At 36.1% G+C, this 17,837-nt stretch carries 9 protein-coding genes; 2 read left to right on the top strand and 7 right to left on the bottom strand.

Annotation, left to right across the window (positions count from 1 at the left end):
• Positions 1-117: 117 nt before the first annotated feature.
• Positions 118-3,528, bottom strand: a complete 3,411-nt coding sequence (locus AAYQ05_RS05030) for a DUF4450 domain-containing protein (RefSeq protein ID WP_343541571.1) — start codon at positions 3,526-3,528, stop codon at positions 118-120.
• A 293-nt stretch (positions 3,529-3,821) separates the two neighbouring features.
• Here AAYQ05_RS05030 and AAYQ05_RS05025 point away from each other — a divergent pair, with 293 nt between their 5' ends.
• Positions 3,822-6,671 (top strand): glycoside hydrolase family 2 protein, encoded by a 2,850-nt coding sequence (locus tag AAYQ05_RS05025; RefSeq protein ID WP_343541569.1) that lies wholly within the window; start codon positions 3,822-3,824, stop codon positions 6,669-6,671.
• A 119-nt stretch (positions 6,672-6,790) separates the two neighbouring features.
• Complete coding sequence (locus tag AAYQ05_RS05020) at positions 6,791-8,278, top strand: rhamnogalacturonan acetylesterase (protein WP_343541568.1); 1,488 nt, start codon at positions 6,791-6,793, stop codon at positions 8,276-8,278.
• A gap of 116 nt (positions 8,279-8,394) precedes the next feature.
• On the opposite strand, the gene AAYQ05_RS05015 is transcribed toward AAYQ05_RS05020, so the two are convergent.
• From AAYQ05_RS05015 to AAYQ05_RS04990, 6 genes are all read right to left on the bottom strand, one after another.
• Positions 8,395-9,723 carry a rhamnogalacturonidase gene (locus tag AAYQ05_RS05015; RefSeq protein ID WP_343541566.1) on the bottom strand — a complete coding sequence of 443 codons (1,329 nt, stop codon included), beginning with the start codon at positions 9,721-9,723 and terminating at the stop codon, positions 8,395-8,397.
• A 44-nt stretch (positions 9,724-9,767) separates the two neighbouring features.
• Positions 9,768-10,094: an L-rhamnose mutarotase gene (gene rhaM / locus AAYQ05_RS05010; RefSeq protein ID WP_281633421.1), complete on the bottom strand. Its 327-nt coding sequence runs from the start codon at positions 10,092-10,094 to the stop codon at positions 9,768-9,770.
• Between the two features lie 32 nt (positions 10,095-10,126).
• Positions 10,127-11,197 carry a glycoside hydrolase family protein gene (locus AAYQ05_RS05005; RefSeq protein ID WP_343541564.1) on the bottom strand — a complete coding sequence of 357 codons (1,071 nt, stop codon included), beginning with the start codon at positions 11,195-11,197 and terminating at the stop codon, positions 10,127-10,129.
• Positions 11,198-11,254: 57 nt separating this feature from the next.
• Positions 11,255-12,787: a sialate O-acetylesterase gene (locus AAYQ05_RS05000; protein WP_343541563.1), complete on the bottom strand. Its 1,533-nt coding sequence runs from the start codon at positions 12,785-12,787 to the stop codon at positions 11,255-11,257.
• A 152-nt stretch (positions 12,788-12,939) separates the two neighbouring features.
• On the bottom strand, positions 12,940-14,475 hold the full coding sequence (locus tag AAYQ05_RS04995) for a RagB/SusD family nutrient uptake outer membrane protein (RefSeq protein WP_343541561.1): 1,536 nt from the start codon (positions 14,473-14,475) through the stop codon (positions 12,940-12,942).
• A gap of 6 nt (positions 14,476-14,481) precedes the next feature.
• On the bottom strand, positions 14,482-17,625 hold the full coding sequence (locus tag AAYQ05_RS04990) for a SusC/RagA family TonB-linked outer membrane protein (RefSeq protein ID WP_343541559.1): 3,144 nt from the start codon (positions 17,623-17,625) through the stop codon (positions 14,482-14,484).
• Positions 17,626-17,837: the final 212 nt, after the last annotated feature.

Below are 17,837 nucleotides of genomic sequence, written 5' to 3'. Positions count from 1 at the left end.
CAGCCTAACAGATAAGGCATTTTTACTTTGTTTCTTTGTTTCTTTGTTTCTCTACGTGTCAGGCTGAGCGAAGTTGAAGCCCCATTCTATAAATTATCTCATTATCTAATTGACACATTACCTAATTAAAGTAACACCCATCAAACCAATCACCACATCATTGGCAATTGTTTTCAAAGTGAGGCTTTTTAAAGTTTTGTTTTTATTTAAAGGCAAATCTAGAATTGTTCCTGCACCGCCTTCCACTCCATAATTACTGAATCCTTTTATAGCTTTAAAATCTTTAAAATCTCTTGAAATCTCACCAGTTTTAAAATAAACTCTCGGCGGTCTTGGCGCACCGGTTGTAAAAGCTTTTCCGTCAATAAAATAATCTTGTTCGATCGGCCACCAGTTTTCTGGGTTTTTTAATTGCAGAATTTCCGACGTCCCGTCCGTATAATTTACTGTAATTTCACCATTTACAATTCGGCTCTGCATTGGATTTGTTGTTCCAGCTAGCATAAAATAAGCATGTGAAGCTTTTCCGTTTAATGGAATGTTGATTCTTTCTGGAAAATTATCCCACATCGATGTGAAAACAATATTCTTCTGATTTTCATCTGATGGTGTTTGAAACGTAATCCCATTTGGCATTTTTATTTCGCCATTTTGTTTCGCTTTTTCTCGAAGGCCAGAATCATCTATTTTTACGGTCACATTTGGATAACACCAGTTTCCAATTCCTTGTTTTGGGAGCTGTAATGTTACTGTTTTAGGTCTTGGCGACAAATATTCGTAATTAAAAATATCGGTGACTTTTGCATTAAAAAATGAAGAAAGTAAAACTGTTTCTGTTTTCGCTGTCTTATCCAGAGGCATATCCCAATTGATATTGTTTTCTTCTGATTGTTTTTCAGCTTTTACATTCAGGTGAACAGGATTCCACCAAGTCATTTCTCCTTGTTTTAATTTCACAAAAAATACTTTATCGCCAGCCGAATTTACTTTCGCTTTAAGCGAATAATTTTCCTTCAAAACTTCCTTTAAAAGCTCCTGCGGATCGTAAACAGAAATTATCTCCGACTTTGATGTTTTAAATTCTAAAGTTTCATTAATTGCATAAAAATCTTTTGTTTTAATATCTTCCAAAACATCTCCTTTCCATTTAATGTGAATCTCATAATTCGGATTATAAGGAACTTCAATACTGATTTTTACTTTTCCGATACTTTCAGCAACTAATTTCCATGCAACTGATTTTCCGTTGACTGAGATACTTTCTACACTTTCAAAAGACGAATTCAAAATCAATTTCAAATTCATTTTTGCCGCGAACTGATTTTTAATTGAATATCTCTCTTCTTTATTTTCTCTTTTAAAATCAATTGAAATATCTGGAATCTCCAATGAGGCAGTATTCCATTTTTCAGGAAAACCCGGCTGGATAGTCACAACCTCGTTTATAGCATCAGGCTGGATACCAAAAAGTCCTTCAACCAAAGTTCTCGACGCCATACCAATTGGATCGGCAAAATCGCGGTACAATTCTCCTCGCATGGCATCCTGAAACAAAAGCTGTTCAAAACCTCCAGGCGAAGCACCCAAATACATACTTTCTATTAACGCGCTTTCCCAAATCGTATAAGCTTTTTCAGATTGCCCACCCTGCCAGAAAGCCAGCGAAGTATGCAATTGTTCTGCCAAAGCCACATTATTGGTTGACCAAGTATAAGGCTGCCAATTTGTGGTAGAGATTACATAGAGATCTTTTTTATCCAATCCATCTGCCGAAATCGGAATATGCGGAATCTGATTGTTCACATAATCCAGCATTTGATAACTCTCAAAAGGATTTGACAATTCGGAATCGATTGTATGATAAATACTCCAAACGCCAGGCGAATCGTGCAATAACCGATTTCCTAAAGCATCTTTATATTCGGCGAAAATTCCCTTTTTCGAAATCCAAAGCTGCTGGTTTACCGCTTTTAAGATTTTATCTGCTTCTTTTAAATAAGGTGTATCATCTTTTCCTATTTTTTTTGCCAGTTCTGCCACCATTTTATTGGCATAATAATTATATGCAGAAGAATGAATAACGCCACCACCGCTATACTGCAAAGCATCACTCGCCCATATCGACGCATAAGCATCATAAAGTCCGTCATTGTCTGGGTCAAAATTTCTTTTTTCCCAATTTAAATGTCGCTCAATTGTCGGCCACATTTCTTTTAAAAAAGCAGTATCACCAGTCCATTTAAAATGACGAAACATTTGATCAAAAAAAACCAGATTCATATCATAATGATGCGCAACATTATTTTTATTCGGACTTCGGCTGATGTATCCGCTGCTAAACATCGATGTGCCAATTTCTTCTTTTTGTCTTGCCAGATTTTTTTCTTCATCAAAAACTACGGGTCCGCTTTCTGGAGAAATTACTTGAGAATTGCTGTAACTTGTAAAATGCGTTTTCGCTCTGTCATGCCAACCCAAAGGATCTGCCGTATAAGCTCCACGCCACGCATTTAAATACATCCTCCACGCAATGGCTCCATGAAGATACGCAGGACTTTCCCAAATTCCGTCTGAAGCAATTGCCAACGCAGAACCTAATGTATTAATATAATCGCCTGGTGTTTTTACTTTAATTCTGTTGGCTAAAAAATGTGTTTCATCAACTGCTTTATTATAAAGTTCAGCAATAGATTTTTGGCTATAATTTATTTTTGACACTTCTGGAACAAAAAGCCAATAATCACCTTTTGCTGAAACAGAATTCACTTTTCCAGTTATTAAAGACAATCTCTCAGCTTTAGAATCAAACAATTCCAGCGGGTTTTTCTGCAAATCGGCATTAGCCAAATGAACTTCTGAGCCGGGAAAAAAACCGTTTAAAGTTCTGTTATTTCCTGTTTTTTGTCGGTTGCTTTCTGAACCATATTCTAAAACGAAAGATTCTTTTTTAAGAGTATACTTATTGCCAAGACAATATTGTGGCTGTAAATAAAAAACTGATTCAGGATCTGCACCAATATCACCGTCACGGCTAAATTTCTTTCCTGTCGCACCGCCAAAAGCCCACACTAAATTGATTTTCTTAGGCAGTTTTTCACCATATATTTTTACTATAAAACCTTCACTTTCTTTTAACGCAGCAACGTCTACAAATAGTTTTCCGTTTTCTAAAATAGGATCTTCAATAGTATAATGCATCGTTCCTAAAACATATCTCGTATCAATTTTAGAAGCTTCAGTTATCCATTTGCTTTCTTTTCCGTTTACGAGAGCTAATTTAAAATTGCCCCCCATACCAGGCATGTACATCGCAAATTCAGGAAGGTCTCCGGTTTCAACTCTAAAAGCGGTATTAGAACCATAAAGCGCTCTGTTGAATTTTCGAGTTCCGTTTTTCAAAACAAAACTATTGCCTTCGGGTACATAATGTATTTTACGAAGTGGAGCATTTTCCTGTCCAAAAATGAAAAGAGTCGATGACAGAAACAAGACAGCTAAAGTGCAAATAGTTTGTTTTTTAATTCTCATAAAAATTGAACATATTGATAATTATTGAAATCTGAATAATAAAATTTTTCCTTTATTATTTTATCAATTAAATAATGTAGTTGCAATTTCTTTGTTTTTTTATCGGATAGTATCCTGTACCTACCTGATTTTGGAAATTTAAAGAAAACGCCAATTTTTAGAACAATCTTACAATTTTTAACATCATAGTACAGGATACAATATCTAAAACGAACAATTAGATTTGATATAATAATTTCTTCCAGCCACACAAAAGGTAAAAGAAAACGACCCACAAACCAACCCAAATTTGTATGAACAGCAGGCTTTCAAAAAACATTCTCGCATTTCTTATTTTTAGTGCTTTTCTTTTTAATGCCAACGCCCAGAAGACGGATAAAATTTTTCTTTCTGGACTAGATTTTGAACATCCTGTACAGTGGGATTTTTATTGTACCGATGGTAATAACAGCAAAATATGGACAAAAATAAATGTGCCATCGCAATGGGAATTGGAAGGTTTTGGCGAATACACTTACGGACGCTGGTACAAAGAACTTAATCAGAAAGAGCCCAGCAAAGAAGAAGGTTTTTATAAATATGAATTTGATGTTCCATCCCATTACAAAGATAAAACGATTCTAATCGCTTTTGGCGGTGCTATGACCGACACTGAGGTAAAAATCAACGGGAAAATTGCAGGACCGATTCATCAAGGCGGATTTTATGAATTCAAATACGATATTTCGTCTCTTTTAAAGTTAGGTTCTAAAAATATTTTAGAAGTTCATGTTTGGAAACATTCTGCTAATAAATCTGTAAATAATGCTGAAAGAAGAGCCGATTGGTGGCTTTTTGGCGGAATTTATCGTCCAGTTTGGCTGGAAGTTTCACCTAAAACTCAAATTCAGAATATTGCGGTAAATCCAAAAATGGACGGTTCACTTACGGTTGATTTGAATCTGAAGAACATTTCAAAAAATACAATCGTAGAAGCATCCATATCAAGTGATCAAGAAACTTTTCCTGTTTTTAATTTTCCGCTTAAAGCGAAAACTATACAAGAAACTATTTCGGTAAAATGGGAAAACGTTAAACCTTGGAATCCCGAAAATCCGAATTTATACGACTTAAAACTGGTTTTAAAACAAAATGGAAACGCTATCCATGAATATCATAAAAAGATAGGTTTTAGAACTTTAGAATTCAAAAAACAGGACGGAATTTACGTAAACGGCACTAAAATTATCATGAAAGGAATTAACCGTCATTCTTTTTGGCCTGAAGGCGGACGCAGTACAAGCAAACGCATAAGCGAGCTTGATGTAAAACTGATTAAAGATATGAATATGAATGCTGTTCGTGGGCATTATCCGCCAGATGATCATTTTTTGGATGTTTGCGATTCTCTTGGGCTTTTTGTCTTGAATGAATTGGCAGGCTGGCAAAACTCTTATGACACCCAAACAGGAACCAAACTCGCCAAAGAAATGATTACAAGAGATGTAAATCATCCGTCAGTCATAATTTGGGATAACGGAAATGAAGGCGGATGGAATTATGAAGTCGACAGAGTTTTTGATGAAAATGATCCGCAGAAAAGAATTGTGATCCATCCGTGGGCCGATTTTAATGGTTGGGACACGCATCATTATCCAACGTATTTAACGGGAATGCATCGCTTTAATTCGGGTGAAAATGTATTTTTTCCAACTGAATTTATGCACGGAACTTATGATAACGGACATGGCGCTGCGCTTGAAGATTTTTGGAATCGATACAAAGAAAGCCCCTTGTTTGCGGGCGGTTTTATGTGGGCAATGCTCGACGAAGCGGTAAAACGTTCTGACTGGAAAGGCGAACAAAAATTTGATTCTAAAGGTTCTCTGGCAGCCGATGGAATTCTGGGACCTCATCGTGAAAAAGAAGGAAGTTATTTTGCTGTAAAAGAAATTTGGGCACCAATTCAGTTTCAGCCCAAACAGATAACAGATACTTTTGACGGTTCTTTTTTAATTACAAATGATTATTTATTCAGTAATTTGAGTTCCTGCAAAATGGAATTTAAAGTTTTAAAAGCAGACACAACTATTTTATATACGGATAAAACAGCTCAAGAAATAAGCTCTGGTAAAATCGAAATTCCGAGTATTAATCCAGGTGAAAGCAGAAAAATTAAATTTGCTGTTCCTCAAAATTTCTTTGAAGGCGATATTTTATCTATTACAGCTTTCAATCAGTTCAACAAGGAAATCTACACTTGGACCTGGCCTATTCATAAGGCTAAATTTTATGCTTCTAAATTCTTAGCAACTCAGAATTCAAAAACAAAAGCTTCGGTAACCAAAACCAATTCTGAAATTACATTAAAAGGAAATGAGGTAACGGTTGTTATTGATGCCTCAACTGGCGAAATTCAGAAAATCAGCAATAAATCTGAAGTGATTCCGCTTACAAATGGTCCGCGTCCGATTGGTATGAAAGCCAAATTAAAAGACATTCAAATATCGCACGAAAACGAAAAAGCAATCTGTCAGGTTAATTATTCTGGTGGTTTGTCATCCATAAAATGGATTATGGAAGCCGATGGGAGATTAAAAATGGAATTGCTGGCTTTAAAAAATGCATCAGGCGGAGATGGTTTTGATGGTGCTTTTTTTGAAGATAAAATCAATGCTTTTGGTATTACTTTCAGCTTTCCTGAAAAAGAAGTTACCGGAATTAAGTGGTTTGGAAGAGGTCCGTATCGTGTTTGGAAAAACCGTATAAAAGGCACAACTTACGGCTTTTGGCAAAAGGATTACAATAATACAATTACAGGAGAAAGTTTTGAAAACCTCATCTACCCAGAATTTAAAGGTTATCACGCCAATTTATTGGGAGCCAATTTAAAAGCAGGTAATTCATCTTTTAAAGTTTTCAGCGAATCTGATAATTTATTTTTGAGACTATTTACGCCAGATCTTCCTAAAAATGGTTTTCCAGGAAGTTATCCTCAACCTGATTTTCCTGAAGGTGATATCTCTTTTATGTATGAAATTCCAGCTATGAGAGATTTTAAACCTTTAGAACAGCAAGGTCCGCAAAGTCAGCCTACAAATATTAGAATCAAAAAAGGCGACGATGGAATTAGAATGGATTTGTGGTTTGATTTTAGATTTTAGATTTTGCCATAAAGGCTTCGACTCCGCTCAGCCTGACAAATGAAAACGATTGTCAGCCTGAGCGGAGTCGAAGGCCCATTTTACAACTCACATTTCACAACTCACAATTAAAAAAAAATATGAAATCATTTAAAATACTTTTCACTTTATTACTGGCTGTGTTATTTTTTAATTTCACTCCAAAACAAGATTCTAAACCTACACTTTATACAGTGGGCGATTCGACTGTAAAAAATGGAAAAGGCAAAGGCGATGGCGGACTGTGGGGTTGGGGAGATTTTATTGGTCAGTTTTTGGACACTACCAAAATTCATGTAGAAAATCATGCGCTTGGTGGTACGAGTAGCCGAACTTTTCAGGATAAAGATTTATGGACCGTAGTTTTAAGTAAACTTAAAAAAGGTGATTATGTATTGATTCAGTTTGGACATAATGACGACGGGCCAATAAACGATAGTCTACGCGCCCGCGGAACGATTAAAGGAATTGGAAATGAAACGCAGGAAATCGATAATATCCTGACGAAAAAACATGAAATCGTACATAGTTATGGTTGGTATATTCAGAAAATAATTCGCGAAGCAAAATCAAAAGGCGCTATTCCGATTGTGTGTTCGCCAATTCCGAGAAACGACTGGAAAGACGGAAAAGTTCCTAGAAATGATCATTCGTATGGACTTTGGGCAAAACAAGTTGCCCAAAAAGAGCAAGTGACTTTCATTAATTTAAATGAAAAGATGGCTCTTGAAATGGAAAAATTGGGCGAATCCAAAATAACCGATACTTATTTTTACAAAAGAGACCATACGCATACTTCGGCAAAAGGCGCTGTCATGTCGGCTTCGGTAATTATTAATGAGTTGAAAGAGAGTAAAAACACTTTAAAAAATTACATTTTAAAAAATCCTAAAATTGTTTTTCCCTCCAAAAATAAAGTCTTTTTAATTGGAGATTCGACCATGGCCGATAACGGAAGTCCAGATGCTGTGGGCTGGGGTGTTGTTTTTCCTAAATATTGCGACACTGCAAGAGTCGAAGTTATCAATAAAGCTCGAGGCGGTCGAAGCTCCAGAACTTTTATTACAGAAGGACTTTGGGAAGAAGTTAAAAATCAGTTACAGCCCGGAAATTTCGTCCTGATTCAGTTTGGACATAATGATGCGGGTGCAATTGACAAGGAAAAGTTTAGAGGTTCTTTAAAAGGAATTGGCAATGAATCTCAAGAAATAACGCGTCCTGACGGTTCCAAGGAAACAGTTTACACATTTGACTGGTATATCTCAAAAATGATTCGTGAGGCTAAAGAAAAAGGCGCAATTCCGATTGTCTTGAGTTTAACTCCAAGAAACGAATGGCCGAATGACAAAGTAGAACAACGATTTGATACGTATGTTAAGTGGTCCAGAGAAATTGCTACAAAAGAAAATGTTACTTACATTGATTTAAGTGATGAAATTGCTAAAAAATATGAAGCTCTTGGAAAGGAACAAGTAAAAGCTTTTTTCCCTAAAGATCACACGCATACCGGTATGAAAGGTGCCGACTTCAATGCATTAACCGCAGCAGAATGTATTAAAAAAATAAAAAATTGCGACTGGATAAAATAGACTAAAATAGTTTGATGTAGCAAAATAAAAATCCAAGCTGGTGAAGAAATTAAAAAAAAATGGCTTCGTTTAAAACCGAAGCCATTTTGATTGTTATACTTATAATATATTCGAAACTATTCCACTAATTTCTTATTTACATACACATTTTTAAAAGTTACACCGTTAATCAGACTTTTATCTACAGCTGTTTTTGCTGCTTCGATATTCATGTTTTCAAAAGTAAAATTGGACAAACGAACATTTGGATCATTTTCTACTCCGTAAAAAGTCTCGCATTTCAAATCTATATTTTTTAAAGTCACATGATCTCCGTAAGATAGCGGAATATCAGGACGCCCTTTTAAATCGAAAAATTGTTTCCAAGCAAAAATCGCAAGACAATTTTTGGCACTTCCTTTTATATCTTCTACTCTTATATATTCGTATCGTTGCGGCGTATCAGGTCGCATTTTAAGCCAAAGCATTCGCGAAGCGCCATCAATTTTACAATTTCTCATAATGACATTTTTATTATGAATCGATTCGCTCCCATTTGTTAATGCCGAATGGCAGAATCCGAAATTGCAATCTTCAATTATAATATTGTTATTCGGACCGTTATTTTTATCTTGATCTGCGTAAGGCCCTTTTCCGCCTTTTAAAGCAATCGCATCGTCATTAACAGACATGTAACAGCCTTTTACCAAAAAATTAGTGCAGATATCAATATCTATGGCATCTGTGCTTGGCGCTTTAATCTCAATATGAGGCGAGAAAATATACAAATCCAGTAGTTTTACATTATTGCATTTATAAAAATGATTTGTCCAAAAACCAGAGTTAATCAATTTTACGTCTTGAAGCTGCACGTTGTTTGAATTCCACACAAAAACCAATCTTGGTCTAGACACTTCAAGATTAGTGCATTTTGGATTTTCTTTACGTCGCTCCCAGAACGCCTCCCAATATTTTCTACCGTTTCCGTTTATCGTTCCTTTTCCAGAAATCGAAAAATTATCTACTCCATAAGCATTAACCAATGCTGGAAAATAATCTAGATTCTGCCCTTCCATTCGCGAAGGCATAATCGGGAAATCGGCAATATTATCTGATCCTTTCAACACCCCGCCTTCCGAAACATACAAAGCCGTTTTGGGTTTAAAAAACAAAGCGCCGCTCAAATAAACTCCTTTCGGAATCACAATTACTCCTCCGCCACTTGCGGCTGCTTTGTCTATTACTTTCTGAATCTGAATGGTCTGAATTTTAGTGCTGTCTTTACCCACACCAAAATCAGTAATGATGTATTGTTTCCCTAAATTTTTCAATTGAATTTTAGTATAATCTTTAAACCAATTGGTAATCGGGCTTCCATCTGGAAATGTATCGTTGGCATAATTTTGCGAAAATGAAATTTGAAAAAAGCCAATGATGAAAACTAAAACCTTTAAAATATTTTTCATTAGTATTTAATTAATAGTTTTTTGGTTGAATGAATTTTTACAAGTTAATCCAAATGAAAAACTTCTGTGAGCGTATTTGCTTTTGGCGAATTATCTGGATTTGTATCCATTATATCGGCCATATAATTCCACCATTTTCTCATTAAAGGATGGCTGGAAAGTTTAGAACGGTCAAATGCTGCGTTTAATTTTTGAACACCAAAAAGAATACCGCTTTCTTCGTCTAGAAATATAGAATAATCCTGTATGCCACTTTCTGAAAGCAATTGTAAAAGTTCTGGCCATATAGTATCATGCCGCAATTTGTATTCTGTCTCAAAGCCAGATTTCAATCGCATTGTAAAAGCATTTCTAATTGTATTATTTTCCATTTTTTTACTTTAATTGTTTAACATTTTGTGCTTCATTCTATCTTAAAAATAAAAGCTGACGAGGTTTCATATTTTCCTCCTTGCGAAGCCGTAAACAAATAGGTTGCTTTTCCTTTTTGAAACAAAAGCTGCGGACGCTCGGCACGACCATAACGGTTTAAATGTTTGGGCGCTTCGGGCTGCTTGATATATTTATTTAAGGGCTGATAGGAAATCAAAGGCGCATTCCAATGCATTCCGTCATCAGAATCCATATAGAGACCGTAATCCATTCCGAAAACGCCCATATCTCGGGCCAGCATTTTAAATTTTTTATTTTCATACCAGACAAAAGCATCTTCGCATTGTTTATTGTCTCCGAGTTTAGAAAAATCGATAATCGGGTTGTTTGGATATTTTATATAAGGTCCCATTAACGACTTTGATATTGCCAACCCGTATTTCCTATTTCCTTTTATTGGAAATTTCGGATGCTCGTAATTTTCTGTATCTAATGATTTATAATACAGCCAATATTCTCCGTTTGGATGTTTTAAAAAAGACGGATTTGTAGTCAGCAGATCGTCCCATTCTCCTTTTTCACCAGGAAGCAATAAAGGTTCGTCTGGTCGCTCCCACGGACCGTAAAGCGAATCTGAAAGTGCTAAACCGATACGTTTAGTATTCATTTTTCCGTTAGAATTTCCCATAAAAAAAAGCGCGTATTTGCCATCTACAAAATGAATGCTTGGATTATGGCAAGTCGTAGCATCCCAAAAACCTTCGCCTCTTGGCGCCAAAACGGTGCTCACATATTCATAAGGGCCTTCTGGTTTGTCTGCAACAGCGTGCGCTATTTCAGAACCGTTGATCCAGCCACTCATCGATTTTGATTTTTTCCATCTTGAAAAAAACACATGAATTTTTCCGTCAGGACCTTCAATCGGACTGTTGCACCAAACGTAATAATCTTCAAACTCTAAAGCACGTCCGACAGGTTTTAGTTTTTTTTCGAAATCTGAAAGTTTAGGATTTTCTAAAAAATTAAAGGCTTTCGCCGAATACGGAAGACATAATGCCATAACAGCTAGAGAATTCCCGATTATAAATTGCCTTCTATTCATTTTATTTTTTATTTAAATTCTCTCGCAGATCTAACAGATTGAGCAGATTACTTATTCTTAATTCTTAATTTTCTCAACTTCTACCCAATCGTCTGTTCTAAAAGGAGAAGCTGGCAGATTGTCATTATTGAATAAATTGGGTTCTGGAACGGCTTTCCATGCAAAACGCACTGCTACCGGTTCTTTTACTTTTGCAGCAGAAACGATTATTGTTTTTCCATCAATTTTAGCATCAGCTGGATAAAAGATTTGATCTTCTCCTGCGATCTCAAATTCTTTTAAGACATCACCCGTCTTTTTTAGTCCCGATTCTGCGTAATCAAAAAACAATTGTGCTTTCTGTTTTTTTATTTTCATGTGATTATAAATTGGTCCAGAATAAACCAATTTGTTTTCGCCGTAGGTTTTTGCACGCGCAATTAAAGCCAATCTGTAGCCAACAGTCTGTTTGTCTATTGGATGAATGTTTTGCGCGTCGCCAACATCGGTGGTAACTACCATTCCGCTATTTGGAATTACTTTTAGCGACAGTAATTGTGCTTCTCTAATGGCTGCATTTTGTCCTTTATGAGGGGTAATCTGAACGTAATAGAAAGGAAAATCGCCTTGCTTCCACTCGTCTCTCCAGCTTTTTACCATCGCAGGAAATAAAGTTCTGTACAAATAGGCTTTTCCCGAATTGCTTTCGCCTTGATACCAAATCGCGCCTTTAATGGTAAAGTTTACCAACGGATGCAGCATCGCATTATACAGAACATAAGACGTTTTATTGGGTTCTTTTTTTGGCCTTTTTAATGGTGTTTTTGACACATTTGCGGCAGAAATTCGCTCATTGGTTAAAGCCAAATAGTATGATTCGAGTTTTTCCTGATAGATTTTTTCATTTTTGGCATCTTCCTGAAGTATTGGCAAAAAGGCCGTTTCTTCTTCTAAAATATTTTGAGCCGTCCAAGCTTCTGCCTTTGTACCGCCCCAAGAAGTAGAAATTAATCCGATTGGCACATTTAATTTTTGATATAAATCTCTTCCGAAAAAATAGGCTACAGCCGAGAAAGTTTTACTATTTTCAGCATTACATACTTTCCAGCTTCCAACAACATCTTCTAAAGGTTTTTGAGAAGCATTTAGCGCCACGGTAAAAAGACGAATATCTGGAAATGCAGCATTTTTTACTTCTTCTTCATAATTCTTAACTCCGGTTTTCCAAGTCCCTTCTTCCCTTCCCACAGGAAAAAACATATTAGATTGTCCCGAACACAACCAAACTTCTCCAATTAGTACATTTTTTAAAGTGATTGTATTAGAAGCATTAAGTGTAATCTCGTATGTTTTCTGACTTCCACTAGGCGTTGAAACTGTTGTTTTCCAATTTCCATCGGCATCGGCAACAACATCAACAGGAAGATCAGACCAGCCCATTTTAATACTGATTTTTTCGTTTGGAGCGGCCCATCCCCACAAATTGACTTTTGTTTGCTGCTGCAAAACCATATTGTCGGCAACCAAAGAAGGAAGTTTTATTTGCGCCGCTGCCGAAAATTTTGCAAGTAAAACAAAGGAGAATAATAAAAGTTTTTTTAACCCAGTCATTGGCATTGATTTTAAGTTACATTTAAATTTAAAAATAATTGAACGATCTACATCATTTGCAACTTTTCATTATAAGTCTAAAAAATGAAAAAAAAGCTGCCTGAATAGACAGCTTAATTTCAAAAACAAAAACATTATTCTAAAGCTTATTATTAATCGTAACCAAGATTCTGATCGTAAAGTCCAGGAACAGCCAAAAGCTCTTGCAATGGAATTGGATATAGCAATGAGTTATTGTCAATCGTTCTGATTTTATTTTCCGTATCTTCAGCAAGTCTCCAGGCATTCATTATAGTTACGGCTTTTCCAGATCTGATTAAATCAAACCATCTTGTTCCTTCTGAGAAGAATTCTTTTCGTCTTTCGTCAAACAATTGGTCTAAAGTAATATTTGAAGCATTTGCCGCAACTCCTGCTCTTGTTCTTACTTTATTTACAATATCGTCAACTTCTGCCTGAGTTCCGCCGCCGCCATGAAGCGTACATTCTGCCATTAACATTAAGACATCAGTATAACGAGTTACCATAAAATCTACTCCCCAGTCTTCACGGCCGTTTCCGTATCTTGTAGGATCAATGTATTTTTTAAAGACTGGTTGTGTATAACTTCCTTTGTACGTTCCAGATGCTACAGTATAACTTGTTGCAATACCGAATATTTTACGTTTATCTGTTGCTGCAAACATATCCATCAAACCTTTTGAAATTGGTCTTGCTTCTAGAGCTCCTTGTGCCGATAAATTTACAGATGCAAAATAGGGCTCATAACCCACTTCTACCATAAAGTTACCTCCTACTGGAGTCGAAATATTTTGTGTGTACGGAATTGTCAATACATTCTCTTTGTTGGCAAGTCCTTCTAATTTAAAAATTGGATCATATTCTGTACTAAAAGTATACAGACCGCTCAATTTAATATCATTTAATTCTTTATAAGCTTTATCCCATTCATTTAGACCAAGCATTGCACCATCTATTCCGTACGTCGGACTTGAGCGTGTCATGTATACCAAACCTAGTAATGCTTTTGCTCCATATTTGGTAACACGTCCAAAGTTGGCAGCATCATAAGATGGACTCAAATCTGGAATTGCAAGCTGTAAATCTGAAATGATCAAATCGTATACTTTTGTCACTTCAGTTCTAGGTATTTGTGACGCTTCTGTAGCGGTTACTGTTTTATCGATTAAAGGCACGCGACCGAACCATCTTAACAAATCGAAATAACAAAATGCTCTTAAAAATCGTGCTTCAGCTGCCATTGATGCCTTATCAGCTGGAGAGGTAAAGATTTCATCTCCTTTTTCTGCAATTTTTTCTAGTAACTGATTGGCTTTATAAATGGCATTGTAATTGGCCATATAAGCTTCTTTTACATAAGTGTTAGAACTTATAGAAGTATAAAAGCTGTTAATTCCTTCCCAATCACGTGACGCTTGAGTTGTTGCCATCAAATTGTCGGAACGCGTTTCACTCAAATTCAAGACCCTGTTTGCGTAACCGTATGCCGAAAGTCCGTGAAAAGCTACTGAATAGGTTGCATTTCTTGCCTGAACAAAATCGCCTGGCGTTGCATAAAAATTCTCGATTGTACCTTGTGACAAAGGCAGCTGATCCAGTTGATCTGTACAAGATGATTGTGCAAATAATAGTAAAGCACCTGCTGCTATGAAGATATATTTTTTCATTTTGTTTTAATTAAAATTAACGTTTAGTCCGATAACCAATGATTTTGCTAAAGGTGCCCCACCATAATCTACAGGCACTGCGAAATCACTATTTGAACTTGCTGAAGTATTTACTGCTTCAGGATTGAAACCAACTCTGTACTTGTTCCAATAGAACCAGTTTTCGCCTGTTACATACAATCTTGCGTTATTGATTCTAGAAATTCCTTTTAAGGCTTGTCTTAAATTATATCCTATAGAAATACTTCTCACACTCACATAATCAGATTTATACAACCAGTCTGAGTTTGCTTGATATCCAAAAGAAGTTCTCCAGTTTCCTCTTACTGCTGGGTCAACACTTAGAGAATTTTCTACAGACCCCATTCCTGTACGGTCAATAGCACGTCCTGTTAATCCGTAAACTGTTCCGCCATTTTGTCCTTGAACCAAAACACTTAAATCTAAATCTTTGTATTTGAAGGTATTTGTAATTCCCCAAGTATATTTTGGAGTTGGATTTCCTAAATCAACACGGTCTTCAGAGTTGATTTTTTTATCTCCGTTCTGATCTACATATCTCGGATCTCCAAGAACCAGTTTATTTCCTCCAATTGTAGTTCCGCCAGCATCGATATCCGCTTGAGTTACAACTCCATTTTGTTTCAATCCGAAAATCGTGTACATTGGTTTACCGACTTCTAATTTGATAAATGGCACACCTCCGTCAAATGAATTGCTAATTTCAATTTTACTTTGATCTGGACCTAAAGCCAGAACTTTATTTTCGTTATGGCTTATATTTGCGGAAGTTCTCCACTCAAAATTGCCCGTTTTTACGTTTAATGAATTCAACTCAAATTCCCATCCTTGATTTTGCACTTCTCCAATATTGGTTTGATATGTTGGAAAACCAGAATCACTAGGAATTGGAACTCTTAACAGCAGTTCATTGTTTGTTTTTCTATACAATTCGAAGGTCCCAGAAAGTCTGTTTTTGATAAAACCAAAATCCAATCCGAAGTCAACACTTTTTGATTCCTCCCAATGCAAGCTTGGATTCGGAATAGAAGATGCCCCTTGTCCAGCTGCAGCTGCTCCACCAATAGAATAATTGAAAGTTCCAAGAGTGGCATATTGTGCATAACTTCCGATGTTATTACTTCCGTTAACACCTGTGCTTGCTCTTAATTTCAATTCAGTCAGCCAATCTACATCTTGCAAAAATGCTTCCTGCTTTATTCTCCATCCAAGCGAAAGAGAAGAGAAAGTTCCCCATCTTCTGTCTGCACCAAACTTAGAAGAACCATCACGTCTAATACTTCCTGCTATAATATATTTTTCTTTGAAATTGTACTGAATACGAGAGAAAAATGAAAGCAAAGTATTTTTTTCTGCATTAGTAGAACCAATAGATCCTGCAGGCAATGTCTCAATTGTTGAACTATTGTAAAGTGCTCCAGAAGACATTGTAGATCTTGTGATATCGTACGAGTTGAAAGATTGTCCCAAAAGAACATTCACACTGTGGCTTCCGAAAGTTCTGTCGTATGTCAAAGTATTTTCGTTAACTAGATTTTGTCTTCTATATGTATTATAAGCTCCTCTAATACTAGCAATTACATCATTTGGCGTATAACTTTCGTTAACGTTATCTGAGTTATCAAAGTTGATCGTACTTTTTAAATTAAAACTTTTAGCAAATTGATAACTAGCATATGCAGAAATTAAATTTCGATACATCGAATTTCTTCCTGTTCTTGCCAAAGCATTCAGCATATTTGTCGTACTGCTTCCCCACATATATCGCGTTGTATACTTTTCACCCTTAGCATTTTCTGTGCTTTCAAAAACTGGAGTTGCAGTAAGCGCTTTAAAAAGTGTATTATCTTTCCCTTCAACACCTGGATCATTTTTTATAGAATAAGAAGGCGCTAAGTTGATTCCCATTTTAAAATTTTCTGACAATTTAATGTCAATATTTGCTCTTGCAGAAAAAAGAGAATAATCTGTTCCGACAATATATCCCGTATTTTTTTGATAGTTGGCAGAAACATAGTAGTTTACAGCATCTGTAGCTCCAGAAGCAGTTAGCTGATAATTGCTGAATTCTCCTGTACGAAACACTTTATCCTGCCAGTCAATATAGTCCAGACCAGGATGTCCAGGCATATCCCATCTGTCATCATGCAAATATGTATAATATCTTGAGTTGCTTGGTATTAATGGAGCAGTAGGATTTACTGCATTGTAAGCTGCAATTCTTTCTGCCGTTGTTTGACTTGCAGAAGCTCCTGCAATTCCAGACCCAACCCATTGCGAATCAATCATCACTTTTGCTCTGTCAATCCATCCTTGAGCAGAAAGCATATCTACTCTATTTGCTTCTTTATTTACACCGCCATAGGTATTAAAAGTAAATTGCGGTTTTCCTTTTTTACCCTTTTTTGTTGTAATAATAACCACCCCATTTGATGCACGCGAACCATAAATTGCAGCCGCCGACGCATCTTTTAAAACCTCGATAGAAGCCACATCGTTAGGATTCATATTATCTAGCGGACTTCCGTTAGAGAAAGTTCCGTTGCTATTTGATCCTTCTGTATAAATCGGAAATCCATCAATAACGTACAATGGCTCGTTTCCTGCTGTAATCGATCCGGCTCCACGAATTTCTATGCTAAAAGGCTGTCCTGGCAAACCCGTAGTCTGTTTTACACGAACCCCAGCTACCTGACCAATTAGACCTTGGTCAATTCTTGAAATTGGACGCTCTGTAAAATTCTCTGTTTTGATTCCAGAAATAGCTCCCGTTGTGAGCTTTTTCTTTTGAGTACCATAACCGATGACAACAACTTCATTTAAGTTGGCACTTTCTGCTTCAAGAGAAATCGTATAATTTGTAGCAGCGCCAATTTTCACTTCTTGTTTTACAAATCCAATAAACGAAAAAAGTAAAGTTTCTCCAGGTGCAGCAGCAATGCTAAACTTTCCATCCATGTCTGTGCTCGTTGATCGACTTGTTCCTTTCACAATTACGTTGGCTCCCGGAATTGATAATTTAGCTGCATCGGTAACGGTTCCTGTAACCGTTTTTTCTTGCGCATAGCCCGATGAGTACAACAGTACCAATAAGGCTATAGTCAGCAAAAGATTAAGCTTGTTTTTCATAAAATTTAGTTTTGGTTAGTTAATTAGTCTAACTCAAATTTATCCAGAAGCCTTTTCCACAGTATCCTGTAGTATCCTGTTAACTTTCAATATCTTATATTTTATTTTAAGTTTTGATTAACAGAAAATACGCACAACTACCTGATTTACAAGCTTTAATTCATTGCGAAATCAAAAATTACAGGATCAAAAATTTTATTAAATTATTTTTA

Source organism: Flavobacterium movens, from assembly GCF_039581425.1.
In the GTDB taxonomy this organism is placed as follows: Bacteria; Bacteroidota; Bacteroidia; order Flavobacteriales; family Flavobacteriaceae; genus Flavobacterium; species Flavobacterium luteolum.
This window is presented reverse-complemented; position numbering and strand designations above follow the sequence as displayed.